This is a genomic window from Micromonospora sp. CNZ309, assembly GCF_002846525.1.
In genome coordinates, this window is record NZ_PJNG01000001.1 from 7,168,122 (window position 1) to 7,194,995 (window position 26,874).

Annotated in this window: 26 protein-coding genes; 10 read left to right on the forward strand and 16 right to left on the reverse strand. The window is 73.8% G+C overall.

Features of this window, described 5'->3' with window-relative positions; genetic code table 11:
• Positions 1–6: 6 nt before the first annotated feature.
• Positions 7–459, reverse strand: a complete 453-nt coding sequence (locus CLT72_RS30940) for a GNAT family N-acetyltransferase (protein ID WP_101414757.1) — start codon at positions 457–459, stop codon at positions 7–9.
• A gap of 74 nt (positions 460–533) precedes the next feature.
• Between CLT72_RS30940 and CLT72_RS30945 the strand changes: the two genes are divergently transcribed.
• Positions 534–1,046: a potassium channel family protein gene (locus CLT72_RS30945; RefSeq protein WP_101414758.1), complete on the forward strand. Its 513-nt coding sequence runs from the start codon at positions 534–536 to the stop codon at positions 1,044–1,046.
• On the opposite strand, the gene CLT72_RS30950 is transcribed toward CLT72_RS30945, so the two are convergent.
• Positions 973–2,562, reverse strand: coding sequence for an alpha/beta hydrolase (locus CLT72_RS30950; RefSeq protein ID WP_101414759.1), 1,590 nt, complete (start codon positions 2,560–2,562; stop codon positions 973–975). The genes CLT72_RS30945 and CLT72_RS30950 overlap by 74 nt on opposite strands.
• A 33-nt stretch (positions 2,563–2,595) precedes the next feature.
• A complete protein-coding gene (locus CLT72_RS30955; RefSeq protein ID WP_101414760.1) occupies positions 2,596–3,708 on the reverse strand; it encodes an ATP-dependent DNA ligase in 1,113 nt (370 codons plus the stop codon).
• A gap of 135 nt (positions 3,709–3,843) precedes the next feature.
• On the opposite strand from CLT72_RS30955, the gene CLT72_RS30960 reads away from it, so the two are divergent.
• Positions 3,844–4,056 carry a hypothetical protein gene (locus CLT72_RS30960; protein ID WP_101414761.1) on the forward strand — a complete coding sequence of 71 codons (213 nt, stop codon included), beginning with the start codon at positions 3,844–3,846 and terminating at the stop codon, positions 4,054–4,056.
• A 152-nt stretch (positions 4,057–4,208) separates the two neighbouring features.
• Entirely contained in the window at positions 4,209–4,631 is a 423-nt protein-coding gene (locus CLT72_RS30965) for an SRPBCC family protein (RefSeq protein WP_101414762.1), read from the forward strand.
• On the opposite strand, the gene CLT72_RS30970 is transcribed toward CLT72_RS30965, so the two are convergent.
• Positions 4,606–5,097, reverse strand: a complete 492-nt coding sequence (locus CLT72_RS30970) for a GNAT family N-acetyltransferase (protein WP_486484392.1) — start codon at positions 5,095–5,097, stop codon at positions 4,606–4,608. The two genes, CLT72_RS30965 and CLT72_RS30970, sit on opposite strands and share 26 nt — an antisense overlap.
• Before the next feature lie 89 nt (positions 5,098–5,186).
• Between CLT72_RS30970 and CLT72_RS30975 the strand changes: the two genes are divergently transcribed.
• Entirely contained in the window at positions 5,187–5,690 is a 504-nt protein-coding gene (locus CLT72_RS30975) for a DUF1990 domain-containing protein (protein WP_101414764.1), read from the forward strand.
• 20 nt (positions 5,691–5,710) lie between these two features.
• On the opposite strand, the gene CLT72_RS30980 is transcribed toward CLT72_RS30975, so the two are convergent.
• From CLT72_RS30980 to CLT72_RS31025, 10 genes are all read right to left on the reverse strand, one after another.
• Positions 5,711–6,631 (reverse strand): DNA-3-methyladenine glycosylase family protein, encoded by a 921-nt coding sequence (locus CLT72_RS30980; RefSeq protein ID WP_101415478.1) that lies wholly within the window; start codon positions 6,629–6,631, stop codon positions 5,711–5,713.
• A gap of 150 nt (positions 6,632–6,781) precedes the next feature.
• On the reverse strand, positions 6,782–7,402 hold the full coding sequence (locus tag CLT72_RS30985) for a hypothetical protein (protein WP_101414765.1): 621 nt from the start codon (positions 7,400–7,402) through the stop codon (positions 6,782–6,784).
• Positions 7,403–7,694: 292 nt separating this feature from the next.
• Positions 7,695–8,474: an anti-sigma factor family protein gene (locus CLT72_RS30990; RefSeq protein ID WP_101414766.1), complete on the reverse strand. Its 780-nt coding sequence runs from the start codon at positions 8,472–8,474 to the stop codon at positions 7,695–7,697.
• On the reverse strand, positions 8,471–9,169 hold the full coding sequence (locus tag CLT72_RS30995; protein WP_101414767.1) for a sigma-70 family RNA polymerase sigma factor: 699 nt from the start codon (positions 9,167–9,169) through the stop codon (positions 8,471–8,473). Before CLT72_RS30995 ends, CLT72_RS30990 begins: the two co-directional genes overlap by 4 nt.
• A 108-nt stretch (positions 9,170–9,277) precedes the next feature.
• A complete protein-coding gene (locus tag CLT72_RS31000; RefSeq protein ID WP_101414768.1) occupies positions 9,278–10,135 on the reverse strand; it encodes a spermidine synthase in 858 nt (285 codons plus the stop codon).
• Positions 10,135–11,094: a hypothetical protein gene (locus CLT72_RS31005; protein ID WP_089001339.1), complete on the reverse strand. Its 960-nt coding sequence runs from the start codon at positions 11,092–11,094 to the stop codon at positions 10,135–10,137. The genes CLT72_RS31000 and CLT72_RS31005 overlap by 1 nt, the downstream gene beginning before the upstream one ends.
• 37 nt (positions 11,095–11,131) lie before the next feature.
• Positions 11,132–13,606, reverse strand: coding sequence for an AAA family ATPase (locus CLT72_RS31010; protein ID WP_101414769.1), 2,475 nt, complete (start codon positions 13,604–13,606; stop codon positions 11,132–11,134).
• Positions 13,606–14,754 (reverse strand): exonuclease SbcCD subunit D, encoded by a 1,149-nt coding sequence (locus CLT72_RS31015; protein WP_101414770.1) that lies wholly within the window; start codon positions 14,752–14,754, stop codon positions 13,606–13,608. The genes CLT72_RS31010 and CLT72_RS31015 overlap by 1 nt, the downstream gene beginning before the upstream one ends.
• Before the next feature lie 10 nt (positions 14,755–14,764).
• A complete protein-coding gene (locus CLT72_RS31020) occupies positions 14,765–16,519 on the reverse strand; it encodes an ATP-binding protein (protein ID WP_101414771.1) in 1,755 nt (584 codons plus the stop codon).
• Between the two features lie 173 nt (positions 16,520–16,692).
• Positions 16,693–17,439: a pyrimidine reductase family protein gene (locus CLT72_RS31025; RefSeq protein WP_101414772.1), complete on the reverse strand. Its 747-nt coding sequence runs from the start codon at positions 17,437–17,439 to the stop codon at positions 16,693–16,695.
• Positions 17,440–17,592: 153 nt separating this feature from the next.
• Here CLT72_RS31025 and CLT72_RS31030 point away from each other — a divergent pair, with 153 nt between their 5' ends.
• The 6 genes from CLT72_RS31030 to CLT72_RS31055 all read left to right on the forward strand — a co-directional run bounded on the left by CLT72_RS31030 (position 17,593) and on the right by CLT72_RS31055 (position 24,294).
• Positions 17,593–18,138 carry a plasmid pRiA4b ORF-3 family protein gene (locus CLT72_RS31030; RefSeq protein ID WP_101414773.1) on the forward strand — a complete coding sequence of 182 codons (546 nt, stop codon included), beginning with the start codon at positions 17,593–17,595 and terminating at the stop codon, positions 18,136–18,138.
• 371 nt (positions 18,139–18,509) lie between these two features.
• Positions 18,510–19,799: an ABC transporter substrate-binding protein gene (locus tag CLT72_RS31035; protein WP_101414774.1), complete on the forward strand. Its 1,290-nt coding sequence runs from the start codon at positions 18,510–18,512 to the stop codon at positions 19,797–19,799.
• Between the two features lie 108 nt (positions 19,800–19,907).
• On the forward strand, positions 19,908–20,879 hold the full coding sequence (locus CLT72_RS31040) for a carbohydrate ABC transporter permease (protein ID WP_101414775.1): 972 nt from the start codon (positions 19,908–19,910) through the stop codon (positions 20,877–20,879).
• Positions 20,880–20,889: 10 nt separating this feature from the next.
• Positions 20,890–21,732: a carbohydrate ABC transporter permease gene (locus CLT72_RS31045; RefSeq protein WP_101414776.1), complete on the forward strand. Its 843-nt coding sequence runs from the start codon at positions 20,890–20,892 to the stop codon at positions 21,730–21,732.
• The gene (locus CLT72_RS31050) at positions 21,729–23,162 is read left to right on the forward strand and encodes a GH1 family beta-glucosidase (protein ID WP_101414777.1); all 1,434 of its coding nucleotides are present in this window, start codon (positions 21,729–21,731) and stop codon (positions 23,160–23,162) included. The genes CLT72_RS31045 and CLT72_RS31050 overlap by 4 nt, the downstream gene beginning before the upstream one ends.
• Positions 23,163–23,247: 85 nt before the next feature.
• The gene (locus tag CLT72_RS31055) at positions 23,248–24,294 is read left to right on the forward strand and encodes a LacI family DNA-binding transcriptional regulator (protein WP_101414778.1); all 1,047 of its coding nucleotides are present in this window, start codon (positions 23,248–23,250) and stop codon (positions 24,292–24,294) included.
• Between the two features lie 139 nt (positions 24,295–24,433).
• Here the strand turns inward: CLT72_RS31055 and CLT72_RS31060 are convergent, their stop codons facing one another.
• Positions 24,434–25,648, reverse strand: a complete 1,215-nt coding sequence (locus CLT72_RS31060; protein WP_101414779.1) for an acyl-CoA dehydrogenase family protein — start codon at positions 25,646–25,648, stop codon at positions 24,434–24,436.
• Positions 25,648–26,739 carry a phosphotransferase family protein gene (locus tag CLT72_RS31065; RefSeq protein ID WP_101414780.1) on the reverse strand — a complete coding sequence of 364 codons (1,092 nt, stop codon included), beginning with the start codon at positions 26,737–26,739 and terminating at the stop codon, positions 25,648–25,650. Before CLT72_RS31065 ends, CLT72_RS31060 begins: the two co-directional genes overlap by 1 nt.
• Between the last annotated feature and the right edge of the window lie 135 nt (positions 26,740–26,874).

A 26,874-nucleotide genomic window follows, 5' to 3' on the forward strand; every position in this document is an offset into this window, starting at 1 on the left:
GGGGGGTCAGAGGGGGAACTTCAGGCCCTCGTGCGTGGGGAGGAAGCCCAGGTTGAGGTAGAAGCGGTGGGCGTCGTGGCGGGTCTTGTCGGTGGTGAGCTGGACCAGGGCGCAACCACGCTGCCTCGCCTGGTCGATCGCCCAGTTGATCATCTGCCCGCCGACGCCCCGCCCGCGCAGGTCGGAGCGGACCCGGACCGCCTCGATCAACTGCCGCTCGGCGCCGTGCCGGCCCAGGCCGGGGATGTAGGTGAGCTGCATGCAGCCGAGCAGTTCGCCGTCCGCGTCGGCCACGATCAGCTGGTTGCGCGGGTCGGCGTCGATGTCGGCGAACGCCTTCTCGTACGCGGCGTCGACCTCCGTGAAGTCGCGGGTCCTGCCGAGCACGTCGTCGGCGAGCAGGGCGACCACGGCCGGCAGGTCGGCTCGGACGGCCTCGCGGAAGATCACATCACTCATGCCGCCCAGCGTGGCACAGCGAGCCGGACCGATGGACGGGCGGCGCTTGCCCCAGCCAGGCAACATGACTGTCCATGGACGCCCTGCTGCTGCCGTTCCGGCTGATCTACCGGGGGCTGGTCTGGTTCGCCAACTCGCCCCGGACGCTGATCATCTCGTACCTGTTGATGATCGTGGTGGCCGGCGTGATCTACGGCCGCGTGGAGAACCGCAGCCCGGCGGACGCCGTCTGGTGGGCGGTGGTGACGGCGTCCACCGTCGGCTACGGCGACATCTCACCGGTGAGCTGGCAGGGCCGCACCCTCGCCGCGCTGCTCATCTCCACCATGGTGCTACTGGTCATCCCGTTGATCACGGCGCACTTCGCCAGCCAGCTCATCGTTGACGACGACGCCTTCGAGCATGAGGAGCAGGAGCAGCTCAAGGCCGACGTACGCCGGATGCGGGCGCTGCTGGAGGAGATGGCCGCCCGGCAGGGCATCGACCTGCCTGACCTGCCGCCGGAGCGGCCGGTCAGCGGGCCGGGCAGCGCAGCCCCTCCCTGGGCACGGTCAGGTCGATCAGATAGGCGTCGACGGCCTGGGTGATGCAGGCGGTCTGCGGGTACGCGGTGTGCCCCTCGCCCTCCCAGGTGAGCACCCGGCCCACGCCCAGCATCGCGGCCAGCGCCGGGGTCTGCTCGTACGGCGTCGCGGGATCGCCCGTGGTGCCCACCACCAGGATCGGCGGCGCCCCGGTGGCCGGGCCCGTCGGGTACGGGTCGCGACCGCCGGGCCACTCCGTGCAGGAGAGCAGGCCGACGGCCAGGGCCGGCCCGAACAGCGGGTACTTCGCCCGCCACTGCGACTGGAGCTGCCGGATCCGCTCGCGGCTCGGCTTCTCCTCCTCGTCGGCGCAGTTGACCGCCAGGTTGGCGTCGAACATGTTCGAGTAGCGCCCGTCGGAGTCCCGGTCGGCGTACGCGTCGGCGAGGCGGAACACGTCTGCCGGGTCGCCGCCCTCCAGCTTGTCGATGGCGCCGGCCAGCTCCTGCCACCCCGACTCGGTGTAGAGCGACGAGATGATCGCGTAGAAGACCCAGCCCGCGGTGGCCTCCCGGCCGTCGTCCCCGCGTACCGGCGACACCCGCGCCTTGTCGATCGCCGAGGTGACCGCGGCCCGGGCGTCCGGGGCGATCGGGCAGCGCCCGGCATTGGCCGCGCACCAGGTGGTGAAGTTGCCGAAGGCCCGCTCGAAGCCCTTGGCCTGGCCCTCCGATCCGGCGACCAGGCCCTGCCGGGGGTCGACCGCGCCGTCGAGGACCAGCGCCCGCACCCGCTGCGGGTAGAGCTGGGCGTAGGTGGCGCCGAGCAGGGTGCCGTAGGAGTAGCCGAGGTAGGTCAGCTTGTCGTCGCCGACGGCGGCGCGGACCGCGTCCATGTCGCGGGCGGCCTGCTCGGTGCCGTAGAGCGGCAGCTGGTCGCCGTAACGGTCGCCGCAGCCGCGCCCGATCCGCCGGCTGAGCGCCACGAACCCGTCGAACGACTCCTGGCTGCGCGGGTCGGGGTCGTAGCCGAAGCTGGCGTCGAGGTCCTTGTCGGGGATGCACTCGACCGGGCTGGAGCGGGACACCCCGCGCGGGTCGAAGCCGACGATGTCGAACCGGTCGGTGATCGAGGCGGGCAGACCGCCGAACGCCGGGCCGAAGGAGAGGTAGACGGCCGTGTCCACGCCGGAGCCACCGGGACCGCCCGGGTTGACGACCAGCGAGCCGATCCGGTCGCGCTGCTTGGTCGACCGGGCCCGCAGCAGCGCGATCTCGAAGGTCTGCCCGGCGCCGGGACCGGCGGTCGCCCCGCCGGCCGCGCCCGTGCCCCAGTTGCGGGGCACCTTGATCCGCGCGCACTCGTAGCGCATGTCCGACGCACCGCGCCCGACCAGCTCCTCGGCCACCTCGGGGCAGGCCCGCCAGGTGGGCGCGGTGCCGGGCGCGGCGGCCTCGCCGCCGGCCTCCGTCCGGGGTGCGATCGCCGGCAGGGTGCAACCGGCGGCGACCAGCGCGGCGGCGGCCAGCCCGGCGAGGGTCAGCCGGAACCGGCGGGTCCGGGCGGGGGTGCGGGTCACGAGCGAGCCTCCGTGGTCGAGTCGACGGCCAGGCTACGCCGGACCGGTGGCGGGCCCCACGGTCACCGTGGGATCGCCGCGCAGCACCTGGTCCACATCGAACCGTACGGGCCGGTCGAGCTGGTCGTAGCGGCAGGAGCGGGGATCACGGTCGGGCCGCCAGCGGACGAACCGGGCGGTGTGCCGGAACCGGTCGCCCTCCATGGCGTCGTAGCCGACCTCGACCACCAACTCGGGGCGCAGCGGTTCCCACTCGAGGTTGCGGGTGCCCGTCCAGCGGCTCACCCCGCCGGGGAGGCGCTGGCCGCGTTCGTGGTCGCCGTGCACCCACGGGTGGTCGGCGCCCACCTCGCGGTAGGGCTCCAGCTCCTCCAGCAGCTCCGCCCGGCGGGCCATGGTGAACGAGGCGCTCACCCCGACGTGGTGCAGGACCCCGTCGTCGTCGTAGAGGCCGAGCAGGAGCGAGCCGATCACCGGGCCCGACTTGTGCCAGCGGAAGCCGGCCACCACCACGTCGGCCGTACGGGCGTGCTTGACCTTGAACATGAGCCGCTTGCCCGGCTCGTAGGGCAGGTCGGCCGGCTTGGCGATCAGGCCGTCCAGGCCGGCGCCCTCGAAGACGTCGAACCAGCGGTGCGCGGTGTCGACGTCGGTCGTGACCTGGGTGACGTGCACCGGCGGGCGGACCCCGGCCAGCGCCGACTCCAACCGGGCCCGCCGCCGGGGATAGGGCTCGCCGAGCAGCGTCTCGTCGTCGAGGGCGAGCAGATCGAAGGCGACGAAGTCGGCCGGCGTGGTCTCGGCCAGCAGCTTCACCCGCGACGCGGCCGGGTGCACGCGCTGGGCCAGCAGCTCGAAGTCGAGCCGGGGCTGCCCGCCCGGGCCGTCGCGCCGGATGACGATCAGCTCGCCGTCGACCGCGCACCGCTCGGGCAGCTGGCGGCGGGCCTGCTCGACCACCTCGGGGAAGTAGCGGGTCATCGACTTGCCGCCCCGGCTGGCCAGCTCCACCTCGTCGCCGTCGCGGAACACGATGCACCGGAAGCCGTCCCACTTCGGCTCGTAGGTCATCCCGGGCGCGGTGGGGACCCGCGGGACACTCTTGGCCAGCATCGGCTCGACCGGCGGACTGATCGGCAGCTTCACGGCGACAGTCAACCAGACCGCACCGACAGTGGTGAGGCAGATCACGACGGGTGAACGGGCGGCGTGTCCCGCCCCGCGCCGCTCGTGCCGCGCCGGGCGAATCAGGAAACCGCAGGTCAGAGCTACTTTCGCGGGGTGTCGGAGTGGGTCTGCGGGTGCTGCGGGCGGTGGCGGGTGAGCGTCGAGCTGATCCGGGGCCGCCACCGGTACCGGCTGGTGCGCCGCTACCCCCGCCAGTTCGGCGGGGGTAAGGACGTGCTCGGCGAGGTCGGCTCCGTCGAGGAGCTGGCGGAGCTGCTGCGGCGGCGTACCCCTCTCGGGCTGGCCGACCTGCGCGAGGCCGGCTGACCCGGCGGCGGCCGAGCCCGGCGGACACCCCGGCGATCCGCCGGCCCGGCCCCGGTCGGGCCGGAAGGTGCCCGCCGCTGTCACGATCGGTGGGGCAGCGTCGTCGGGACGGCAGCGGCGCCGGTCGGGTGCCGCCCACGGGAGGGGGCACCATGCGGTTCGAGGCCGGTACGGAGGTGGCCGCCGAGGCCGGACGGGTCTGGGCGCTGCTGGTGGACGTCGAGCGGTGGCCGGAGTGGACGCCCTCGGTGCGCCGGGCGCGACGGGGGGAGTCCGGGCCGCTCGCGGTGGGCGCCACCGCCCGGCTGGAGCAGCCGAAGCTGCGACCGGCCGTGTGGCGGGTCACCGAGCTGGCCGAGGGGCGGTCGTTCTCCTGGGTGTCGGGCAGCCCGGGGGTGCGCACCCTCGGCGAGCACCGGGTGCTGCCGCTGCCCGGCGGGCGCAGCCGCGTCGAGCTGGCCGTCACGCAGACCGGGCCGCTGGCCGGGCCCGTCGGCTGGCTCTACGGCGACCTGATGCGCCGCTACCTGTGGCTGGAGGCCGACGGGCTCAGGCGTCGCTGCGAGCGGGACTGAGCGGCGTCTTCTCCAGCAGGGCGAGCCGGATGCCGTTCGCGTCCGGCCGGTGCCCGACGACCCGGTAGCCGTGCCGCTGGTACAGCCGCAGGTTCTGTGCGCTGTCGGCGCCCGTGAGGAGCGCGAAGCGGCGTACCCGGGCGGCGCAGACCGCCTCCACGGCGCGCAGCAGCCGCCCGCCGACGCCCCGGCCCTGCTGGTCGGGGGCGACGGAGAGCCGGCCCACGTGCGCGGTGTCGCCGTCGATGTGCGCCCGGACGGAACCGACCAACCGGTCGCCGAGCCGGGCGGTGAGCACCGTCGCCGGCCCCGCCAGCGCGGCCCGCACCTCGTCCAGGGTCTCGGTCAGCGGGGGCAGGAACGGGTCCGCGTAGTGCTGTGCCTCGGTGAGGAACGCGGCGCGCTGCACGGTGAGGATCTCGTCGGCGTCGGCGACGTCGGCGGGGGCGATGCGCGGCTCGGTGATCACCTCGACAGCCAACCACAGGTCGCCGGGCGGGCCGCCCGCACCGCCCGTACGCTGGCGGTGGTCCCGTCGAGTCGTGGGGGTACGTCGTGCCGGCACTGACCTATCCGCACGTGGGCGCCACCGAGACCGGCGCGCTGCCACCCGGCTGGCGGCACGTGCGGCACCGGGTCCGGCTGCCCGACTCCTGCTTCGCCACCGCCGGGGACGCCGTGCTCGGCTGGCGGCTGCACCGGGCGGCCGGCATCCGGATGGACGCCGACGCCGAGCGGGCCGCGCCCGGGGTCCGGGTGGTCTCCGGTCTGGGCGTCGGCCCGCTGCGGCTGGCCGCGCCCTGCGAGGTGGTCTGGGCCGTCGACGACGGGCGGCGGGTCGGCTTCGGCTACGGCACGCTGCCCGGGCATCCGGCGCGCGGCGAGGAGGCGTTCGTGGTCAGCCGCGACGCCGCCGGCCACGTCTGGTTCGAGGTGCTCGCGTTCAGCCGGCCGGACCGCTGGGTCATGCGCGCCGCCGGGCCCGCCGGTCGGGCCTTCCAGCGGGCGTACGCCTGGTGGCTCGGGCGCACCCTGCGCCGGCTCTGCGCCCGGCGCTGACCCCGCACCGCCGTCCCGCCTCAGAAGCGGGCGAAGGAGCGGATCGGCATCCGTGGACCGTACTTCGGCGCCTGGACGCCACCGGCCGCCAGCAGTACGCAGACCCGCCCCCGGTGACCCCGGAACGGCTCCAGCAGGGCCAGCATCCGGGCGTCGTCGCCGCGCGGCTCGCCCGCCAGCGCCCACGCCACCGTGTTCGGCACGTGGAAGTCGCCGACGCTGACCGCGTCCGGGTCCCCGTACGCGATCCGCACCACCTCGGCGGCGGTCCACGCGCCGATGCCGGCGACGGCGGTCAGCCGGCGGGTGGCCTCGGCGGAGTCCGCGCAACGCTCCAGCCGGTCCGCGACGGCCGCCGCGCGGCGCAGCGTCTCGGCCCGGCGCTGCTCCACGCCGAACGGGTGGAACACCCAGTACCCGGCGGCGGCCACCGCCGCCGGGTCCGGCGGGAGCAGCAGCGGCTGCATCGGTCCGGGTGCCGCCTCGGCGAAGTGCCGCACCGTCGCCGCGTACGCCCGGTACGCCTCCTTGCCGGTGACCTTCTGCTCGAAGACCGCCCGCAGCAGCTGGCGGAAGACCTGCCCGGTGGCCGGCATCCGCAGTCCCCGGTGCTGGGCCGCGAGCCGCGCCACCACGGGATGGTTCGCGGCGAGCGCCGCGAACCCGCTGACGTCGTCGCGCAGCCCCGCGATCGCGTCCGCCCGCTGCACCACCCGGTCGGCCCCCGGGCCGTAGCCCTCGGCCAGCAGGGCGCCACCCGACGGCCGTAGGGCGAGGGTGGCCGGCCCGTCCGGGGTCCGGGTGGCCCACCAGAAGGTGCCGGCCGCGACGCGCGCGCAGGGGTCGTACGGGCTGAAGGTCAGCGCCCGCACCGAGGCGGCCAGCCGGTACCCGGCGGGCGGGCGCAGCTCCCGACGCGCGGTGGGTTCGGTCCCGGTCACCCGCACATGCTGTCACGTCCCGGCCCCGTGACCGGCGACACGGCCGACGCGTCCTGCCTCGTCACCGGCGGCCCGGCCGGTCCACGGCGTCGACCGGCGGCACGGGGACCGGTCGCGCCCCGCCGAGGCTGCGACCGGGTCCCGTGCAGGTCAGTACGAGTAGTTCGAGTCGGCCTTCTCGTCCGCCGGCGGGGCGACCGGCTTCGGGGTGCCCGTCGGCAGGCAGCTCAGGTTCTTCTTGCCGTCCGGGGCGACCACGAACCAGGTGCCCCCGACGCCCTGGCCCTTCCACTGGCCGGGCTTCTTGTCGCCGACGTAGCGGTAGAGCGGCCAGCCGTCCAGGGTGATCTGCCGGGTGCCGTCCTGCCGGGTGACGGTGCCGACCTTGTCGTCGGAGACCCCGTTGAGGTCCGGGGCGCCGTCGGTCAGCGCCGGCGGCCACACCTGGGCGCACTTGTCGACGCAGTTCGACGAGGGCGGGTCGTTGGTGTCCTTGTCGAAGCGGTAGAGGATCCAACCGTCCTGGTCGGTGACCACGCTGCCCATCCGGGCGACCTTCCTGCCGTTGAGCTCGTCGGTCAACTCCGCGTCGGACGGCGCGGCGGTGGGGGACGGCGACGCCTCGGGCTCGACGGCCGCGCTGGGCTCGGCGGCGGTCACGGCGACCGGCTCGGCCGCGCCCGAGTTCGCCCCCTCGTAACCCGCGGGAGCGCAGGCCGTCAATGCGACCATCGCGCTCGCGACGATGACGGTTCGCTTCATCTGTGCCACGTGCCCTCCTCGGTTATGGCGGTTCACCGATTGATACGGAGGGAGCGTTGTCAAGGTTGAACGCGCGATCGTGGTCGATGTCACCGGAAACCGTTGAACCGAACGGGCCGGAGATCCGTTTCCCGCCACGAGGGCGGTTCCTCCCCGGAAGGACCGCGCCGCGCGAGACCGCCTCCCGCGTCTTCGTCGCCGCGCAGGCGGCCATCCGCCCGCGGCCGGGAGACCGCGCCGCGACGGCACGCGGGACCGTCGCCGGTCGTCGTGCTGGCCGGCGCCGGTCCCGCGGTGGCTGCTACAGCTGCACCGTGACCAGCGGGCTCGCCACCCCGCCGGCGTCCACCGACTGCACCTGGATCTGCTTGATGTCGCCGAGACGCGTCGACGTCGACGCCGACAGGCTCAACTTGGCAGCGCGCGCGTTGGTGCCGTACCCGGTGCCGGGCACCGACCAGCTGGAGATCACCTCGGTGCTGTTGTTCTGCCGCACCACGACGAGCCGGCACGTCCGGGGCCCGGGCAGCTTGGCGAGGATGAAGTCCACGCCCGTGCCGAAGTCCTTCGACACGACGAAGAACGTCGCCTCGACGCCGGTGGTCGGGTCGACGACGTTGACCGGGTCGCCCTCCGGCAACGTACCGCCGATGTCCGGGTCGTTCGGGTCGCTGGAGCGGCTGGCCGTCGGCGGAGCGACCAGCGCGGTCGCGGTCGGCTCGGCCACCACCTCGGGCGCGCTGTCACCGGCGATCCGGGCGAACCCGAGCCCCGTCAGCCCGCCCAGGACCAGCACCGCGGCGGCCGTGGCCAGCAGCTGCCGGACCCGGTTGCGCCGCCGGTGGGCGCGGACCGCGACCAGCGTCCGGTCCAGCAGCGCCGGATCGGTGCGGGTCTGCTCCAGCGCGGCCATCGTCTCGCCGTCGATGTCGGAGAGCAGGCCGACGACGGGCACCATCGTCTCCAGCTCGGCGGCGCACGCCCAGCAGGCGGCGAGGTGCTCCTCGAACCGTTGCGTGTCGTGCTCGTCCAGCACGCCGAGCGCGTACGCCGCGACGTCCATGTGGTCCGCCCGGCTCATTCCGTCACCCCCCGTTCCTGCAGAGCCGTGCGCAGCGCGCGCAGCGCGTAGTAGACCCGCGACTTCGCGGTGCCGAGCGGCAGGCGCAGCTCCTCGGCCGCCTCCGGCACCGTGCGACCCCGGAAGTACGTGGCCACCAGGATCTCCCGGTGCGACTGGCTCAGCGTACGCAGCGCGTCCGCCACCGTCATCGTGCGCAGGACCCGGTCGGTGCTGTCCGCCTCGGCGAACGCGGTCAGGTCCCGGTCGTACGTCTCGGCCGGCCGGGCCTGCTCGCTGCGGTGCTCGTCGATGGCGATGCGGCGGGCCACCGTGACCAGCCACGGCCGCAGCGAGCCCTGCCCCTGCGCGCCGAGCCGGTGCGCGTTGCGCCACGCCCGCAGCAGCGTCTCCTGGACGATGTCCTCCGCCCGCTGCCGGTCGCCGCCGGTGAGCCGCATGACGAACGCCAGCAGCGGCCCGGCGTGCTCGGCGTAGAGCAGCCGGATCAGCCGGTCCGAGTGACCCGCCTCGGTGGACGGTGCCGCCTGGTGGCGTCCGGGGGCGGATCTCGGCGTCACCGGCCCATTCTGGCGAGGCGCCTCGCGGGCGTCGACCCCGCGTGCCGCCGTGCCCGGCCGGGACTGGGACCGCGCGGACATCCAGTCCCCCCGCGCCCCGTCGCCGGGCCAACCGGCCGCCGCCACCGCATGCATGCAGACCTCCGGGTGTCCGATGACATCGGCCGTCCCCCGCGGGCACGGCCGCCGGGTGGTACGCGGCCACGGGGCGAACGGATCAACGGCGCGCGGAAAAGATTCCGCTCACCGGCCCACGGAGAAGATCCCGGGCGGCGGCGGGGTCGAGTCGGTGGCGTCGACGTCGCGCACCACCGCCGCGCCGCCCGCGAATCGGTCGAGTTCCTCGCCGGCCAGGACCCGGCCCGGGAACCAGTCCCCGGCCGCGCGCCGGGTCAGCTCCGGCACCGGCGGCTCGACCCGGCCGGCCACCAGCACCAGGTTGCCGTAGCGACGCCCGCGCAGCACCGCCGCGTCGCCGACGAGGCAGGCCCGCGGCAGCACCGAGCGGACCGTGGCGACCTGCGCCCGGGCGTGGCGCAGCGGCGGGCCGTCGGCCACGTTGGCCAGGTGGAAGCCGGCGGGACGCAGCACCCGGGCCACCTCGGCGGCGTACTCCACCGAGGTCAGGTGCGCCGGCGTGCGGGCACCGGCGAAGACGTCGGCGAGCACGACGTCGTAGCTGGCGTCCCGGCTGGCGGCGAGCACCGCCCGGGCGTCGGCCACCCGCACCTTGAGGCGGGGGTCCGGCGGCCACGGCAGGGCCCGGCGGACCAGTTCCACGAGCGCGCCGTCCACCTCGACGACCCGCTGGGTGGAGCCGGGCCGGGTGGCCGCCACGTAGCGGGGCAGGGTGAGCGCGCCGCCGCCGAGGTGCAGCACCCGCAGCGGCGCCCCGGCCGGGGCCAGCAGGTCGATCGCGGCGGCGAGCCGCCGGACGTACTCGAACTCCAGGTGCGTGGGATCGGCCAGGTCCACGTGCGACTGCGGGGCCCCGTCGAGCAGCAGGGTCCACGATCCCGGCCGGTCCGGATCGGGCACCAGCTCGGCCTGGCCGGTGTCCACCCGCGCGGCCACCGTGTCGGCCGCCCGCTTGCGGCCCATCAGCGCCGGGCCCGGGCGGCGGTGGTGAGCACCCGGTGCAGCAGCCGCGCGTCGCCGAGCAGCGACCGCAGCCGGCGCTCCAGGCCGGCGATCGGGATCAGGTTCTGCGGTGCCCGCGGGTCCTTGTAGGGGGTGGACGCGAACCGGGGCAGCGTGACCAGCGACAGGTCGGCGAGCCCCACCGCCTCGTCGATGCCCAGCTCGGCGGAGCACTCCATCCGGACGATGCCCGCCCACGGTGCGCCGAGGGCCACCGGCAGCCGCAGATACCACGACCAGCCGCCCCAGGCCGTGCCGAGCTTGAACACCGGGGAGCGCTCGCCGGCCGCCAACCCGGTGACCACGGCGGTCAGCCGGGCGTCCAGGTATTGGCTGTGCTGGGTCTTGATGTAGCCGAGGGTGCGCGGCAGCTGCCGCCGGTTGCGCAGCGGACCGTCGACCACCAGCAGGTCGCCGTCGGTGCGGGCCGCCCCCGAGACCTCCACCTCCAGCGCCGTCAGCGGCCCCTGCACGGCGGCCGGGAGCTTGTTCAGCTCGCCCGTGCCGCTCACCCGGTGCACCGGGTAGCGGACGCTGCCGGCCACCACGTCCACCGCCGACGGACTGGCGGTGAACAGGCCCCGGCCCACCTTCGCCCCGGCGAGCTGCGCCGCGCCGCGCTCCAGGTCGCACCGGACCACGCCGGCGGCGTACGACGCGGCGAGGCCGGGGAAGGACGCGCCGTCGTCCTCGGCCGTCCACACGCTCGCGTCGATGCGGCGCACCCCGTCGACGAGCAGCACCACGTCGGGGGCCCGGACGTCGGAGCGCGGCCCGATCGCCCGCCAGTCCACCGCCGGCAGTTCGGCGTCCGCGTCGACCTGGGCGCTGCTCGGCGCGGCGGGACCGCCGCCGGACGCCTCGAACGACGCGCCGTACGCCGGGTCCCACGCGTCGACGAAGAACCGGGGATCGGTCACCGCAGCGGACCTCCCGTCGCGCGCGCCGGGGCCCCGCTCACCGGCCGGTCCGTTCGACGCGGGCCGACCGGGCGTCCTTGCTGACCTCGAACCGGACCGGGATGCGCTCGGCGAGAGCCGGCACGTGGGTGACCACACCGACCATCCGGTCGCCCCGGGCGGCCAGGTTCTCCAGTGTGGCGGCCACCGTGTCGAGGGTGGCCGCGTCGAGCGTGCCGAAGCCCTCGTCCAGCACGATCGACTCCAGGCTCGCCGCCGTGGTGGACATCCCGGCGAGCTGTTCCGACAACGCCAGCGCCAGCGCCAGCGACGCCTGGAAGGTCTCACCGCCCGACAGGGTGCGTACGCCCCGACGCAACCCCGCGTCGTGGTGGTCGACCACGAAGAACTCGCCCTTGTCGTGCACCAGGTCGTACTGCCCGCCGGAGAGCTCCCGCAGGATGCCCGAGGCGCCGTCGACCAGCAGGTCCAACGCCTCGGCGAGCAGCCACCGCTCGAAGTTGTTGGCCCGCAGGTGCCCCGCGAGGGCCCGGGCCACCTGCGCCTCGCGCTCGTAGCCGGCCCGCTGCTCGCGCAGGCCACCGGCCTGCTCCCGGCGCCGCTCCAGCTCGCGCAGGTCGGCCTCGGCCCGCTCGAGGGCGCGGTCGGTGGCGCGCAGCGGATCGTCGGCGGGCGGCAGCCCGGCGGCGGCGAGGACGCCCGCGATGCGCTCGCCGACCTCGGCGGCCGCCGCCTCGGCCGCCGCCACCGCCCCGGCCCGTCCGGCCCGCTCGGCGCGGCGCCGCTCCGCCTCCTCGCCGGCCCAGCCGGTGAGGGCGGCCCACGCGGCCCCCAGGTCGTCGCGGTCCGCCGTCGGCGGCCCGAACCGGGCGAGCCCGTCGCGGGCCGCGTCGAACGCCCGCCAGGTCGCCCGCAACCGCTCCTCGGCGGCGTCCACCGCCGCCCGGGCCCGCCGCGCGGCCTCCCGACCGGCCCGCACCGCCGCCGCCGACTCCTCCAGCGCCCGGCGCAGCCGCGCGTGGTCGTCCAGCTCGCGGCGCAGCACCATCGGCTCGGCCGCCCCGGCCAACTGGTCGTCCAGCTCGGCCAGCCGGGCCTGCACCTGGTCCTGCCGGGCCCGCGCGCGCAGCAGCACCCGCTCCAGCTCCCGGGCCGCCCCGTCGCGCTCCTGCACCACCGACTGGGCGGCCTTGCTGGCGGCCCGCGCCGCCCGTCCCGCCGCCGTCGCGGCGGCCACCGCCGAGTCGGCCGGCACCGCCGGCACCGTCGCGACGGTCTGCTCGCAGACCGGGCAGGGCGCCCCGGCGCGCAGGTGCGCGCGCAACGCCACCGCCTGGTCGGTCGCCTTCGCCTCCTCGTGGGCGCGGAAGGCCGCCTCCAGCTCCGTCTCGGCCCGCTCGGCCGCCGCCCGCGCCTCGGCCAGCGCCGCCACCGCCGCGCCGTGCTCGGCCTGCGCCCCGGTCACCGCCGCGCGGACCGCCGCCGCCTCGCCGGCCAGCTTCTCCCGATCGGTGTACGCCCGCAGCAGCAGCCGCAGCGCGCTCTCGTCACCGGCGGCGGCCAGCTCGCCGCGCAGCTTCTCCTCCCGCTCCTCGGCCAGCGACACCGCCGTCGCCGCCTCGTCCGCGCCGGCCCGCGCCGACGCCACCGCCCGGGCCACCTCCGCCACCCCGTCCGGTGCCCGCACGGCCGCCAGCACCGCCAGGTCGGCGTCGAGGGCCGCCAGGGCCGCGCCCGCCTCCCGCGCCGCCGCCCGGGCCGCCTCCAGCTCCGGTACGGCGCCCGCCACCGCCCCCGCCAGCTCCCGCATCCGGTCGACCCGCCCGGTCGCCGCCTCCAGCGCGGCGTCGTCGACGTCGGTGAGCCCGGCGAGCGCCCGGTCGACCGCCTCCAGCTTCGCCTCGGCCTGCGCGGCCCGCGCGGTCGCCTTCTTCTGCACGTCCTCGTAGACCCCGAGGCCCAGCAGGTTGACCAGGATCTGCTGCCGGGTCGCCGGCTTGGCGTGCAGGAAGTCCGCGAACTGCCCCTGTGGCAGCACCACGCAGCTGGTGAACTGCTCGTACGGCAGCCCGACCGCCTCCAGCACCGCCTGCTCCATCTCGGCCGGGGTGCCGGCCACCACCTCGCCGAGGTCCTCCGGGCTCAGCCCGGTGTCGAGCTTGGTCACGTCGAAACCGGCCGGCATCAGCTGCAATCCGGCGTTGGCCGTCTTGACGTTGCCCCGGCCGTCGCGGCGGACCACCCGGGTCGCCACGTAGCGGGAACCGGCGGACTCGAAGACCAGCCGGACCCGCGCCTCGGTGGCCGACGGCGCCAGGGCGTTGGTCAGGCCCCGGGCGCCACCCCAGCGGGGCACCGTGCCGTAGAGGGCGAAACAGATCGCGTCCAGCACCGTCGACTTGCCGGAGCCCGTCGGCCCGACCAGCGCGAAGAAGTCGGCGTCGGTGAAGTCGATCGTGGTCTCGTCGCGGAAGACGGTGAAGCCCGCCATGTCCAGCCGCATCGGCCGCATCAGTGGTCGACCTCCTCGAAGAGCTCGTCGAAGAGCTCCCGCACCCCGTCGTCGGTGTGCCCCCGGCTGTCGAGGTAGTCGGCGAAGAGCTGCCGGGGCGAGCGGCCCGCCCGCTGCGCCACCCGCGCGCCGCTGCCCGGGGCGGGCACCAGCTCCGGGTCGATCCGGATCTCCAGGGCCTGCGGGAGCAGCTCCTGCACCTCCTCGCGCAGCCCGGCGCGCGGCTGTTCCCGCACGTAGACCCGCAGCCAGGCGTCCGGCACGTCCATCTCGGCGAGCTGGGCCAGGGTGCCCCGGACCGTACGCAGCGTGGTGGCGGCGGTCACCGGCACCTCCCGTACCTGGGCCGCCGTGGTCGCGGTGACCTCGACGACGGTCACCGACGGCACGTTCTCCTGCTCGCCGAAGTCGACCGCGAGCGGGCTGCCGCTGTAGCGGATCGGGCAGGGGCCCTGCACCCGCTGCGAGCGGTGCAGGTGGCCCAGCGCCACGTAGTGTGCCGTGCCCGGGAAGACGGTGGCGGGCACCGCGTAGCCCAGCACGGTGTGCGCGTCGCGCTCCCCGCCGCCGGTGGTCGCGCCCACCACGGTCAGGTGGGCGGTGACCAGGTGCACCCGGTCCGGTTCGGTGAAGCTCTCCGTCAGCCGGCCCAGCACCCGGCCCAGGTGGTCGGCGTACGTCTGGGTGGTCTCGGCGGCGGTCAGCTCGTACATCTCCACGGCGCGGATGGCGTAGCGCTGGGAGAGGAACGGCAGCGCGGCCAGCCGCCACCGCTCGCCGCCGGCGGTGGTGCCGTCGATGACGTGCTCGTCGGGGTTGTCCCGGACCCCGCCGCGCAGGGTGATGCCGGCGGCCTCGGCCCAGGGCCGCAGCGCGTCGAGGGCCTGGCCGTTGTCGTGGTTGCCGCCGATTGCCACCACGTCGGCGCCGGTGCGACGCAGCGCGGTCAGCGCCCGGGTGACCAGCCGGGTGGCCTCCGGCGTCGGGGCGGCGGTGTCGTAGAGGTCACCGGCGACGATGACCAGGTCGGGCGCCTCGGCGCGGGCGACGTCGATCACGCCGGCCAGGACCCGCTTGTGCTCCTCGGCCCGCGACTGCCCCTTGAGGACCTTGCCGACGTGCCAGTCGGAGGTGTGCAGGATCTTCACGGGTCACTCCCTAGAAGGGGATGTCGTCGTCGGAGGTGCCGCCGCCGGAGCCGACCACCGCGAACGGGTCGACGGACTGGGTGAGCGACCGGAGCGTCTCGGACGGGGCGCGGCCGGCCTCGGAGACCCGGGTGGCCCAGGCCGGGAACGGGAACTCCAGGCAGAGTGGCACCGGGATGTCGGGCTGGTTGACGAACATCGTGCCCGGCTTGGCCAGCAGCGCGCGCTGTCGCTGGGCGGGCGGCAGGAAGCCGTATTCCGGGCGGGACGCCTCGGCGGGGTCGAGCCGGCCCACCACCCGGATCGCCGAGTTGGTGACGATGCGCCGTTCCACCTCGCTCGCCGTCTGCTGGGCGCCGACCAGGATCACCCCGAGGGAGCGGCCCCGCTCGGCGATGTCGAGCAGCACCTCCTTGATGGGGGAGGAGCCCTCGCGGGGGGCGTACTTGTTGAGCTCGTCGAGCACCACGAAGAGCAGCGGCTTGGCGGTGCCGGCCTTCTCCTTGCGCTCGAACTCGCTCTTGAGCGTCACGCCGACCACGAACCGCTGCGCGCGGTCGGGGAGGTTGTGCAGGTCGACCACGGTGACCTGGGCGCTCTCGGCGGTGTTGATGCTGTGCGGGCGGCGGGTGGCCAGGTCGCCCCGGATCAGCCGGGACAGGTCCTTCTTGCTGCCGATCAGCCGCCGGGCGAACGCGTTGACCGTGCCCAGCCCGACGGCGCTGCCGGCCCAGTCGGAGCGGGTCTCGTCGTCGTTGAGCTGCTCGACGACGTGGTCGACCAGGTCGGCGTACGAGCCGAGGCGCACCCCGTCGATGCTCACCCCGCCGTCGGCGGGCTGGGCGTAGCGGGCCAGGTGGGCGGCGACCGAGTGCACCACCATCGTGTACTGCTGGCGTTCGTCGTCGGCGTCGGCGAACACGTAGGGCAGCAGGCGGTCGGCGCAGAACTCGCTCAGCGTCCAGTAGAAGCTGTCGACCCCGGTGAGGCGGCTGCTCACGTCGGGCGTGCCGGAGGAGTCGCCCACCCGGGGCGGGGCGTAGACCCGCACGTCGGGGAAGGCGCCGGCGACCAGGCCGAGCTTCGCGTAGGAGGCGCGGGTGGCGTCGTCGAGCCGGGTGTTGGGGTGGTCGAGGAAGAGCAGGTCCTCGCCCTTGACGTTGAAGATGAGCGCCTTGGCGTTGACCGCGTCGCCGCCCAGCACGCCGGAGCGGAACACCGAGTAGAGCAGGAAGGTGGCGAAGCTCGTCTTCGTGGCGACGCCGGAGATGCCGGAGATCGACACGTGCGCGCCCCGGCTGCCGTCGAGGAAGTCGGCGTTGAGGTAGACCGGCACCCCGTCGCGGCCCATGCCCATGGGGATGCGCCGCTCCATCCGGTCGAAGTGCAGCGCGCGGGCCCGGGCGTCGCCCTCGGCGCGGTGCACCACGGCACCGGGCGACGGCGGCACGTAGAGCTCCGGGTCGACGCGGGTGGTGGTTACCTCGGCGGCCTCCTGCACCTGGGCGGGCAGCGTGCCGTCGGCGATGGCGAAGACGTCGGACTCGAACTGGGCGCCCTCGTGCCGGGCCCGCACCTGGGTGACCACCCCGGCGATCGTGACCGGCTCGCGGTCGGGCAGCTCGCGCCGGGTCACCACCACGTCGTCGAGCTGGAGGTAGCTGCCGGGGGAGACCGCCGTCCAGAACTGCAGGGGGGTGGCGTCGGCGGTGCCCAGCACCCGGCCGACCGCCTCGCCCGGGCCGTCGAACCCGTCGTCAGTCATCGGGCAACTCCGGTCGGCTGGTCGTCGCGGTCGGGGCACACGCCTGCATCCTGCCCGAGGAGTACGACAGGTTGCCACGCGACGCGGCGGACGCCACGTGGTCCGTGCGGCACCGCCACCCACGGTCGCCTTCTCGCCGCGCTGTGTCGTCGCCCGGCGGCGGCCGCTCGGGTTCAGGCCCGGGCGTACCGGAGCATGAGGACGCCGTCGGTGGTGGCCAGCACGTGCCGCAGCGACAGGTGCCGGACGGCGGCGGCCGCGCCGGCGGTGATCCGGCCCGGGCCCGGCCCGGCGAGCAGCGGGGCGACGGTCAGGCAGACCTCGTCCACCAGGTCGGTCCCGGTGAGCGCGCCGAACAGCTGCGGGCCGCCCTCGCAGAGCACCTGGCCGAGACCGCGTCGGCGCAGCTCGGCCAGGCCGGCGGCGAGGTCGACCCGGTCGTCGCCGACGGGTACGACGTCGGCGACGTCGACCAGCCCGGGCGGTGCGGTGGCCCGCGCGTGGGTGAGGACGACCGGCCGGACCGGGGCGTCGGCGAAGGCCGCCTGCCCGGGGTCCAGGTCCAGCGAGCCGGAGACCACCACCAGCGTGGGGTACTCGGCCAGGCCGTGTTCCCGGCGCCAGGCCCGGCGCCGCGGGCTGAGCCGGACCGCCTGGTAACCCTCGTGCCGCAGCGTGCCGGCGGCGACCACCAGCGCGTCGCAGAGCATCCGGAGCAGGCCGAAGACCCGTTTGTCCGGCTCGCCGGACAGGCCGGCGGAGTAGCCGTCGACGGTGACCGCGCCGTCGACGCTGGCCACGAAGTTCACCCGCAGGTGGGGGTGGTCCGCGCGGCGGTAGAGGGCGGTCAGCGCGGCGTCGTCCAACGGCTCGGCGGCCGGGTCGGGCCAGAGCCGGGAGATCGGGATCCCGACGGTCATTCGCCGGCCGGACCGGTGACCGGAGGGGTGGGTCGGGAGGTACGGTGCTGACAGTCGCACCAGTTCCGGCCCGGGCAGTCGTCGTGCCGCCTCGCCCGGCACGCTCGGCAGATCATGTTGGCAGCCTAGTTCCCCGGAGGAGGGTGGGAGCGCATGCCACGTCAGATCTTCCAACTGAGGATCTCCGTGACCGGGGTCCGGCCCCCGGTCTGGCGTCGGGTCCTGGTGCCCGGCGGCTTCACCCTCGACCGGGTGCACCGGGTCGTGCAGTACGCGGTGGGCTGGCGGGACTGCCACCTGCACTCATTCGAGGTCGACGGCACCCAGTACGGCGAGCCGGACCAGGACGGGGAGCTGGCCGTGCACGACGAGCTGGACGTCCGGCTGGACGCCGTGGTCGGCAAGGGCAGCCGGTTCCACTACACCTACGACTTCGGCGACTGGTGGGAGCACGATCTGCTGGTGGAGGACGTCTGCGCCGCCGACCCGCGGGAGCGCTACCCGGTCTGCCTCGACGGGGAGCGGGCGGGACCGCCGGAGGACGTCGGCGGACCGGACGGTTACCGGGTGCTGCTGGCCGCGTGGGGCGATCCCGGTCATCCCGAACACCGGGACATGCGGGCCTGGGTGGGGGAGCGGTTCGACCCGGCCGCCTTCGACCCCGGATCGGTGTCGACCCTGCTGCGTCGGCTCTGCTGACCGCTCGCGCCGACTTGAAGGTCCTAACTCCTTGAGCGTTGGAGTCGGCGCCAGGCAGATGATGGCGCAGGCGAGGGTGAGCGATCACCGGTCAGCGTGACCCCGGGCATGATTCGGCGCTGAACCGCTTCGGCGCAGGTCGGCAGCCGGTGATGATCGGCAAACGTCCTGGTGGTAACGATCTGGGAACGCTCCCAAACGGCCTATTGACACTCCCGACACCCCCCGGCAATCTCATGGGAGCGCTCCCGGAGTGGTGCGGGTCACCCGCCGCGCACCGGGCGCCATCCGGGGTGGCACCCACCGGGACGCACCACGGCACCCCCCACCACACCCGACTGACAGCCTCACCACCGAAAGAGGGGTTACAGATGCGCCTCACCACGCGGCGTACCCGCCTGGCGGCCGTCGCCCTGGCCGCGATCACCGCCGTCGGCGGTCTCTCGGCATGCGGCAACGACGACGACGAGCCCGCTGCCGGCGAGAAGCCGGCCAAGCTGGTCGTCGACACGTTCGGCGAGATGGGCTACGACGAGCTCGTCAAGCAGTACGAGAAGGAGACCGGCATCAAGGTCGAGCTGCGCAAGACCGCGCAGCTCGGTGAGTACCGGCCCAAGCTGGTCCGCTACCTCGCCACCGGCAAGGGCGCGGCGGACGTCACCGCCCTGGAGGAGGGCATCCTCAACGAGTTCAAGGCCAACCCGCGCAACTGGGCCGACCTGAACCCGTTGGTCGCCGACCACTCCACGGAGTACCTGCCCTGGAAGTGGGAGCTCGGCAAGGCGCCGGACGGCCGGCTGATCGGCCTGCCGACCGACGTCGGCAGCCTCGCCGTCTGCTACCGCAAGGACCTGTTCCAGGCGGCCGGCCTGCCCACCGAGCGCGACCAGGTGTCGGCGCTCTGGCCGGACTGGAACGGCTTCCACGAGGCCGGCAAGAAGTACAAGCAGGGCAGCGGCGGCAAGGCGTTCATCGACTCGATCACCGCCGTCTCCAACGGCGTTCTCTTCCAGCAGGGCAGCGACCTGTTCTACGACAAGGAGAACAACATCATCGCGGACACCAGTCCCGCGGTGAAGGCCGCCTGGGACACCGCCACCTCGATGGTGGACATCTCCGCCAAGGCGTCCACCTGGTCGCCGGAGTGGTCGGGCGGCTTCAAGCAGGGCACCTTCGCGGCGACCTTCTGCCCGTCCTGGATGCTCGGCATCGTCGCGGACAACTCCGGTGCGGCGAACAAGGGCAAGTGGGACGTGGCGGCCGTTCCGGGCGGCGGCGGCAACTGGGGTGGCTCGTGGCTCGCGGTTCCCGAGCAGAGCAAGTACCAGAAGGAGGCGGCGAAGCTCGCCGAGTTCCTGACCAACGCCACCAGCCAGGTGGAGGCCTTCAAGGCCAAGGGCCCGCTGCCCACCAACCTGGAGGCGCTGAAGAACGAGGCGTTCCTCAGCTACACCAACGAGTACTTCAGCAACGCGCCGACCGGCAAGATCTTCGGCGAGAGCGTCAGCAAGATCCAGCCGGTGCACCTGGGCCCGAAGCACCAGGCGGTGAAGGAGAACGCGCTCGAGCCGGCTCTGCGGGCGTTCGAGAACGGTCAGGCCGACAAGGGCAAGGCCTGGGAGCAGTTCACGAAGGACGCGAAGACTCAGGGTGCTTTCTGAGTGATTCCCCTCCGGTGGCGTTCGGGACTCCCCGGACGCCACCGGTCGGTCCCCTCCGCGTAGCACCCTGCCGAGGGCCCCCGGGCCTCGCCGGAAAAGGAAATTCGCATGAGCCTGTCGGCCACGACGGCGCCGCCGTCGCCAGCAGCACCGCCACCTCCAGACGTCACGTCCCGGCGTCGCCGGAGATACCTCCTCAACCGCCTCGATCTCAAGTACTCGCCGTACCTCTACATCGCCCCGTTCTTCCTGATCTTCGGCGCGTTCGGGCTGTACCCGATGGTGCGTACCGCCTGGATGTCGCTGCACGACTGGGACATGATCGGCGACCACTCGTTCATCGGATTCGACAACTACACCCGGTTGTTGTCCGACGAGTACTTCTGGAACGCGCTGCGCAACACGATCGGCATCTTCGCCCTGTCGACCATCCCGCAGCTGCTGCTCGCGCTCTTCCTGGCGAACCTGCTCAACCGCACGTTCCTGCGCGCCAAGACCTTCTTCCGGATGGCCATCTTCGTCCCGAACGTGGTCTCGGTGGCGGCCGTCGCGATCGTCTTCGGCATGCTGTTCCAGCGGGAGTTCGGCCTGTTCAACTGGCTGCTCAGCCTCGTCGGTGTCGACGCGGTCGACTGGGACGGCCAACGGTGGAGTTCCTGGACCGCCATCGCCTCCATGGTCAACTGGCGGTGGACCGGCTACAACACGCTGATCCTGCTCGCCGGCATGCAGGCCATCCCGAAGGACCTCTACGAAGCCGCGGCGATCGACGGTGCCAGCCAGTGGCGGCAGTTCTGGCAGATCACCCTGCCGATGCTCAAGCCGACCTTCATCTTCGTGGTCATCCTGTCCACGATCGGCGGCATGCAGCTCTTCACCGAGCCGCTGCTCTTCGGCAACGGCAACATCATCGGCGGCAACCAGCGGGAGTTCCAGACGCTGGCCATGTACATGTACGAGATGGGCATCGTCAACCTGAACACCGCCGGCTACGGAGCCGCGGTCGCCTGGGCGATCTTCATGATCATCGTTCTGGTGTCCCTGATCAACTTCCTACTCGTCCGCCGCTCGGCGAAGTGAGGAGAGCTCGGTGATCTCGGGTTCCCAGCGCCTGTGGCGCACCAGTCCGTTGACCTACGTGGCGCTCGTCCTGGCGGCGCTGCTGTCGATCTACCCCTTCTACTACATGATCGTGATCGGTACCCGCAGCCTGGACTCCATCAACGACGTGCCACCGCCGCTGACCCCCGCCGGGGCGTTCGGGGACAACTTTGGCCGGGTGCTCGACAACGACGCGGCCAACTTCCTCAAGGGCATGATGAACTCGATCATCGTGTCCTCGGTGGTCACCCTGTCGGTGGTGCTCACCGGGTCGCTGGCCGGGTTCGCCTTCGCGAAGCTCAAGTTCCGGGGCCGGAACGTCCTGCTGCTGGCGATCATCGTCACCATGATGATCCCGACCCAGATGGGCCTCATCCCGCTCTGGGGCATGATGCAGGAACTCAAGTGGTACGACACCCTCTACGCCGTCACCGTGCCGTTCCTGGTCAGCGCCTTCGGCGTGTTCATGATGCGCCAGTACGCCAGCCAGGCGATCTCCGACGAGCTGATCGAGGCCGGTCGGGTCGACGGCGCCAGCACGTTCCGGATCTACTGGAGCATCGTGCTGCCCGCCCTGCGTCCGGCCGCCGGCGTGCTTGGCCTGCTGACCTTCATGGAGACCTGGAACTCCTTCCTCTGGCCGTACGCGATCCTCTCCCCGGAGAACCCGACCCTCCAGGTCTCGCTCTCCTTCCTCTCGTACGCCTACTACACCGACTACTCGCAGGTCTTCGCCGCCACGGCGGTGGGCACCATTCCCCTGGTGCTCGTCTTTCTCCTGTTCGGCCGCCAGATCATCGGCGGGATCATGGAAGGTGCCGTCAAATCGTGAGCAACCCCGCCCGCCCGCCGGCCTCCGGTGCCCTCGCCGAGCGTCCGCCGCTCACCTTCCCGCCCGGCTTCCTGTGGGGTGCCGCCACCGCGGCGTACCAGATCGAGGGAGCCGCGACCGAGGACGGCCGGGGCCCGTCGATCTGGGACACCTTCAGCCACACCCCCGGCCGGACGGTCAACGGGGACACCGGCGACGTGGCCTGCGACCACTATCACCGGCTGGACTCCGACCTGGCGCTGATGGCCGAGCTGGGACTGAAGTCCTATCGGTTCTCCGTCTCCTGGCCCCGGGTGCAGCCGGGCGGGTCCGGCCCGGCCAACGAGGCCGGTCTGGACTTCTACCGGCGGCTGGTGGACAACCTGCTCGCCAACGGCATCGAGCCGTGGCTCACCCTCTACCACTGGGACCTGCCGCAGCCGCTGGAGGACGCCGGCGGCTGGCCGGCCCGGGACACCGCCGCGCGCTTCGCCGACTACGCCACGCTGGTCGCCGACGCGCTCGGCGACCGGGTGCGCTACTGGACCACGCTCAACGAGCCGTGGTGCTCGGCGTTCCTCGGCTACGGCTCGGGCGTGCACGCGCCGGGCCGCTCGGACGGCGCCGACGCGGTGCGCGCCGGGCACCACCTGATGCTCGGGCACGGCCTCGCGGTGCAGGCGCTGCGCGCGGCCCGGCCGAGCGCCGAGGTGGGGGTGACGGTCAACCTCTACCCGGTCACCCCGGCCAGCGACGCGCCCGCGGACGTCGACGCCGCGCGGCGCATCGACGGGCTGGCCAACCGCTTCTTCCTGGACCCGCTGCTGCGCGGGTCCTACCCGGCCGACCTGATGGCCGACCTCGCCGGGGTCACCGACTTCGGGCACGTGCGCGACGGCGACCTCGCGACCATCTCCACCCCGCTGGACGTGGTCGGGGTCAACTACTACAGCCGCCACGTCGTCGCCGCGCCGGTGCCCGACGCCGAGCCGGAGCCGTACTGGCGGGCGCCGTCGTGCTGGCCGGGCAGCGAGGACGTGCGGTTCGTCACCCGGGGCGTGCCGGTCACCGACATGAACTGGGAGATCGACGCCCCCGGCCTGGTGGAGACGCTGCGCCGGGTGCACGAGGAGTACACCGACCTGCCGCTCTACGTCACCGAGAACGGCTCCGCCTTCGTCGACGAGGTGGTCGACGGGCGGGTCGACGACGTCGACCGGCTGGCGTACTTCGACGCCCACCTGCGCGCCGCGCACGAGGCGATCGAGGCAGGGGTGCCCCTGCGGGGATACTTCGCCTGGTCGCTGATGGATAATTTCGAGTGGGCCTGGGGCTACACCAAGCGGTTCGGGATGGTCCACGTCGACTACGACACCCAGGTGCGCATCCCCAAGTCCAGCGCCAGGTGGTACGCCGAGGTGATCCGACGCAACGGTCTGGCCGCACAATAGGCCAGGGCCAGTCATCAACGGGCGGCCCCGGCGCCACCCCGCAGGGGGTGGCGCCGGGGCCGGTCCGCCGTCGGAGGAGCAGACAATGACAACGCAGCGCACCCGGTCGCTCGGGCGCCCGACCCTCGACGCCGTCGCCGCCCGCGCCGGCGTCGGTCGCGGGACGGTCTCCCGGGTGGTCAACGGCTCGCCGCAGGTGAGCCCCGAGGCGCGCGCCGCGGTGCAGCAGGCCATCGCCGAGCTGGGGTACGTGCCGAACCGGGCCGCCCGCGCCCTGGTCACCCAGCGCACCGACTCGATCGCCCTGGTGGTCTCCGAATCCGGCGACCGGGTCTTCACCGAGCCGTTCTTCGCCGGCATCGTCCGGGGCGTCAGCTCGGGGCTGCTGGAGACCCCGTTGCAGCTCTGGCTGGCCATGGTGCAGTCGCCGATCGAGCGGGAGCGGGTCGAGCACCACCTGACCAACCAGCACGTCGACGGCGTCCTGCTGCTGTCGCTGCACGACTCCGACCCGCTGCCCACCCTGCTGGAGGAGCGCGGCCTGCCCACCGTGCTCGGCGGCCGTCCGGCCCGGATGCTGCAACCGGGCGCCCAGCCGGCGTACTACGTCGACGTGGACAACGTCGGCGGTGCCCGGCGGGCGGTGGAACACCTGGCCGGCCGGGGGCGGCGGCGCATCGCGACCATCGCCGGCCCGCAGGACATGGGCGCCGGCCTGGGCCGACTGACCGGCTATAAGGAGGCGGTCAAGGCCGCCGGGCGCGGGGTCGACCCCGCGCTGATCGCGTACGGCGACTTCAGCGAGGGCAGCGGGGCGGCCGGGATGCGTCGGCTGCTGGAGGCCTGCCCCGACCTCGACGCCGTCTTCGTCGCCTCCGACCTGATGGCGTTCGGGGCGCTGCGCGCGCTGCGCGAGGCGGGCCGGCGGGTGCCGGAGGACGTGGCGGTGATCGGCTTCGACGACGCCCCGATCGCCCGGCAGGCCGAGCCGCCGCTGACCACGGTCTTCCAGCCGGTGGAGGAGATGGGCCGGCAGATGGCCCGCCTGCTGGTCAGCCGCATCCGCGGCGACGAGCTCCCGTCCCCCCACATCCTCCTGGACACCCAACTGATCGAACGCGCCTCCGCCTGACCCGCCCACCCCACCCACCTCGGGTTGATCATGAAGTTGTCGCCGCCGACGTCGGCGTGTCGCGACAACAACCTCATGATCAACAGGCCGGGTCGGGCCGGGGGAGCGGGCGGGAAGCGCGGTGTGGGGTGTCCTGGGGTCAGTTCGACCAGCGGCGCAGTTCGCGTTTGGCCAGCGAGGAGCGGTGGACCTCGTCGGGGCCGTCCGCCAGGCGCAGCGTCCGTGACTGGGCCCAGAGGGCGGCGAGCGGGGTGTCCTGGCTGACGCCGGCGCCGCCGTACGCCTGGATGGCCCTGTCGATCACCCACTCGGCCATGGCGGGAGTGGCGATCTTGATGGCCTGGATCTCGGTGTGCGCACCCTTGTTGCCGACCGTGTCCATCAGCCAGGCGGTCTTGAGCACCAGCAGCCGGGCCTGCTCGATGCGCACCCGCGACTCGGCGATCCACTCGCGCACCACGCCCTGCTCGGCGAGCGGCCGGCCGAACGCGACCCGGTCGAGGGCCCGCCGGCAGAGCAGCTCCAGGGCCCGCTCCGCCATGCCGATCAGCCGCATGCAGTGGTGGATGCGGCCGGGGCCGAGGCGGGCCTGGGCGATCGCGAAGCCGGTGCCCTCCGACCCGACCAGGTTCTCCACCGGTACGCGGACGTCGGTGAAGTCGATCTCGGCGTGGCCGCCGTGCGAGGCGTCGCTGTAGCCGAACACCGTCATGCCCCGCCGCACGGCGACGCCGGGGGTGTCCCGGGGCACCAGGATCATGCTCTGCTGGCGGTGCCGGTCGGCCTGTGGGTCGGTCTTGCCCATCACGATGAAGATCTCGCAGCGCGGATCCATCGCCCCGGACGACCACCACTTGCGCCCGTCGACCACGTAGTGGTCGCCGTCGCGGGTGATCCGGGTGGCGATGTTGGTCGCGTCCGAGGACGCCACCTCCGGCTCGGTCATGCAGAACGCGGAGCGGATCTCGCCCTCCAGCAGCGGCCGCAGCCAGCGTTCCTGCTGCTCCCGCGAGCCGAACTCGGCGAGCAGCTCCATGTTGCCCGTGTCGGGCGCGGCGCAGTTGAGCGCCTCCGGGGCCAGGTGCGGGCTGCGCCCGGTCAGCTCGGCCAGTGGGGCGTACTGGAGGTTGGTCAGGCCGGCGCCGTGGCGCGGGTCGGGCAGGAAGAGGTTCCACAGGCCGCGCTTGCGCGCCTCGGCCTTCAGCTCGGCCATCACCGGGGGCCGGGCCCACGGGTCGCCGGCGGCGGCCACCTGCGCGGCGTGCACCGGCTCCGAGGGGTAGACGTGCTGCTCCAGGAAGTCCGTCAGCTCGGCCCGCAGCTGCTCCGTGCGGGCGTCGTACGCGAAGTCCATCACCGCTCCCTGGCGGCGGTCAGCCCGTGTTCGACCAGCGGTGCCACCATGTCGCCGATCCGGTCGAAGCCTTCGCCGAGCGTCTGCCCGAGCGTGTGCCGGTAGTGGATGCCCTCGCAGATCACCGCGAGCTTGAAGCAGCCGAGCGCGACGTGCCAGTGCAGCGGCCCGACGTCGACGTCGCCGCGCCCCGCGTACCGGGCGATCAGTTCCGTGCCGGTGGGGAACCCGGCGCGCGGGCCGAGCCCGTCGGCGACCGGGTTGCCGGCGGCCGAGTCGCTGCCGCCGAGCACGTCCCAGTAGGTCAGCAGCAGCCCGAGGTCGGCCAGCGGGTCGCCGAGGGTGGCCATCTCCCAGTCGAGCACGGCCCGTACGGCCACCGGGTCGACGGTGGCGAGCAGGTTGTCCAGCCGGTAGTCGCCGTGCACGATCCGGCCGGCGTTGGCGCCCTCCGGCGCGGTGCCGGCGAGCAGGTCCCGTAGCTCCTCGATGCCGGGCAGCGGCCGGCTGCGGGACCGGTCGAGCTGGCCCGCCCAGCGGCGTACCTGCCGCGCGAGGTAGCCCTCGGGCCGGCCGAAGTCGGCCAGCCCGACCGAGGCGGGCTCGACCGCGTGCAGCGCGGCGAGGGTGTCCATCATCGCCAGCGCCAGCTCCCGCCGCTGCTCGGCGGTGAGCGGATCGGTCTGGGCGCGGGTGCGGAACACCTCGCCGTGCACCCGTTCCATCAGGTAGAAGGGCGCGCCGATGACCTCGGCGTCCTCGCAGAGCAGCAGCGCGGCGGGCACCGGCACGTCGGTCGGCGCCAGCGCGGAGATCACCCGGTACTCCCGGGCCATGTCGTGCGCGGTGGCCAGCACGTGCCCGAGCGGCGGGCGGCGCAGCACCACCTCGCGCTCGCCGAGCGCCAGCAGGTAGGTCAGGTTGGACTTGCCGCCCGCGATCAGCCGGGCCCGCAGCGGGCCGTCGGCCAGGTCGGGCCGGTGCCGGGCCAAATGATCGGCGAGCCGGTCGAGATCCAGCCCGCGGGGGGAGGCGGAGGCGGAGGCGGGCACGCTGCCCGGCCCGTGCGCGTCGACGGCCGGCTCGGTCATCCGATTAGTTGATGGCAGCTCCGCCATTCTGTCAAGGTCGGGATTTGACCCTCGGGACATGCCGCTGCAACAGGGGTGAAACGGCCACCCACCAGGCTGGGGCCCAGCCTGCCGGCCAGCGGTGCCGGCCCGCCG

Bases quoted from the DNA above. Each gene is read 5' to 3' on its own strand.
- CLT72_RS31025 (WP_101414772.1), bottom strand. From the start codon at position 17,439: ATGACCGTCGGGATCCCGATCTCCCGGCTCTGGCCCGACCCGGCCGCC.
- CLT72_RS30940 (WP_101414757.1), bottom strand. From the start codon at position 459: ATGAGTGATGTGATCTTCCGCGAGGCCGTCCGAGCCGACCTGCCGGCC.
- CLT72_RS30995 (WP_101414767.1), bottom strand. From the start codon at position 9,169: ATGCATGCGGTGGCGGCGGCCGGTTGGCCCGGCGACGGGGCGCGGGGG.
- CLT72_RS31065 (WP_101414780.1), bottom strand. From the start codon at position 26,739: ATGACCGAGCCGGCCGTCGACGCGCACGGGCCGGGCAGCGTGCCCGCC.
- CLT72_RS30965 (WP_101414762.1), top strand. From the start codon at position 4,209: ATGCGGTTCGAGGCCGGTACGGAGGTGGCCGCCGAGGCCGGACGGGTC.
- CLT72_RS30945 (WP_101414758.1), top strand. From the start codon at position 534: ATGGACGCCCTGCTGCTGCCGTTCCGGCTGATCTACCGGGGGCTGGTC.
- CLT72_RS30990 (WP_101414766.1), bottom strand. From the start codon at position 8,474: ATGAGCCGGGCGGACCACATGGACGTCGCGGCGTACGCGCTCGGCGTG.
- CLT72_RS31020 (WP_101414771.1), bottom strand. From the start codon at position 16,519: ATGACTGACGACGGGTTCGACGGCCCGGGCGAGGCGGTCGGCCGGGTG.
- CLT72_RS31035 (WP_101414774.1), top strand. From the start codon at position 18,510: ATGCGCCTCACCACGCGGCGTACCCGCCTGGCGGCCGTCGCCCTGGCC.
- CLT72_RS31000 (WP_101414768.1), bottom strand. From the start codon at position 10,135: ATGGGCCGCAAGCGGGCGGCCGACACGGTGGCCGCGCGGGTGGACACC.
- CLT72_RS31055 (WP_101414778.1), top strand. From the start codon at position 23,248: ATGACAACGCAGCGCACCCGGTCGCTCGGGCGCCCGACCCTCGACGCC.
- CLT72_RS31060 (WP_101414779.1), bottom strand. From the start codon at position 25,648: ATGGACTTCGCGTACGACGCCCGCACGGAGCAGCTGCGGGCCGAGCTG.
- CLT72_RS31030 (WP_101414773.1), top strand. From the start codon at position 17,593: ATGCCACGTCAGATCTTCCAACTGAGGATCTCCGTGACCGGGGTCCGG.
- CLT72_RS31010 (WP_101414769.1), bottom strand. From the start codon at position 13,606: ATGCGGCCGATGCGGCTGGACATGGCGGGCTTCACCGTCTTCCGCGAC.
- CLT72_RS31040 (WP_101414775.1), top strand. From the start codon at position 19,908: ATGAGCCTGTCGGCCACGACGGCGCCGCCGTCGCCAGCAGCACCGCCA.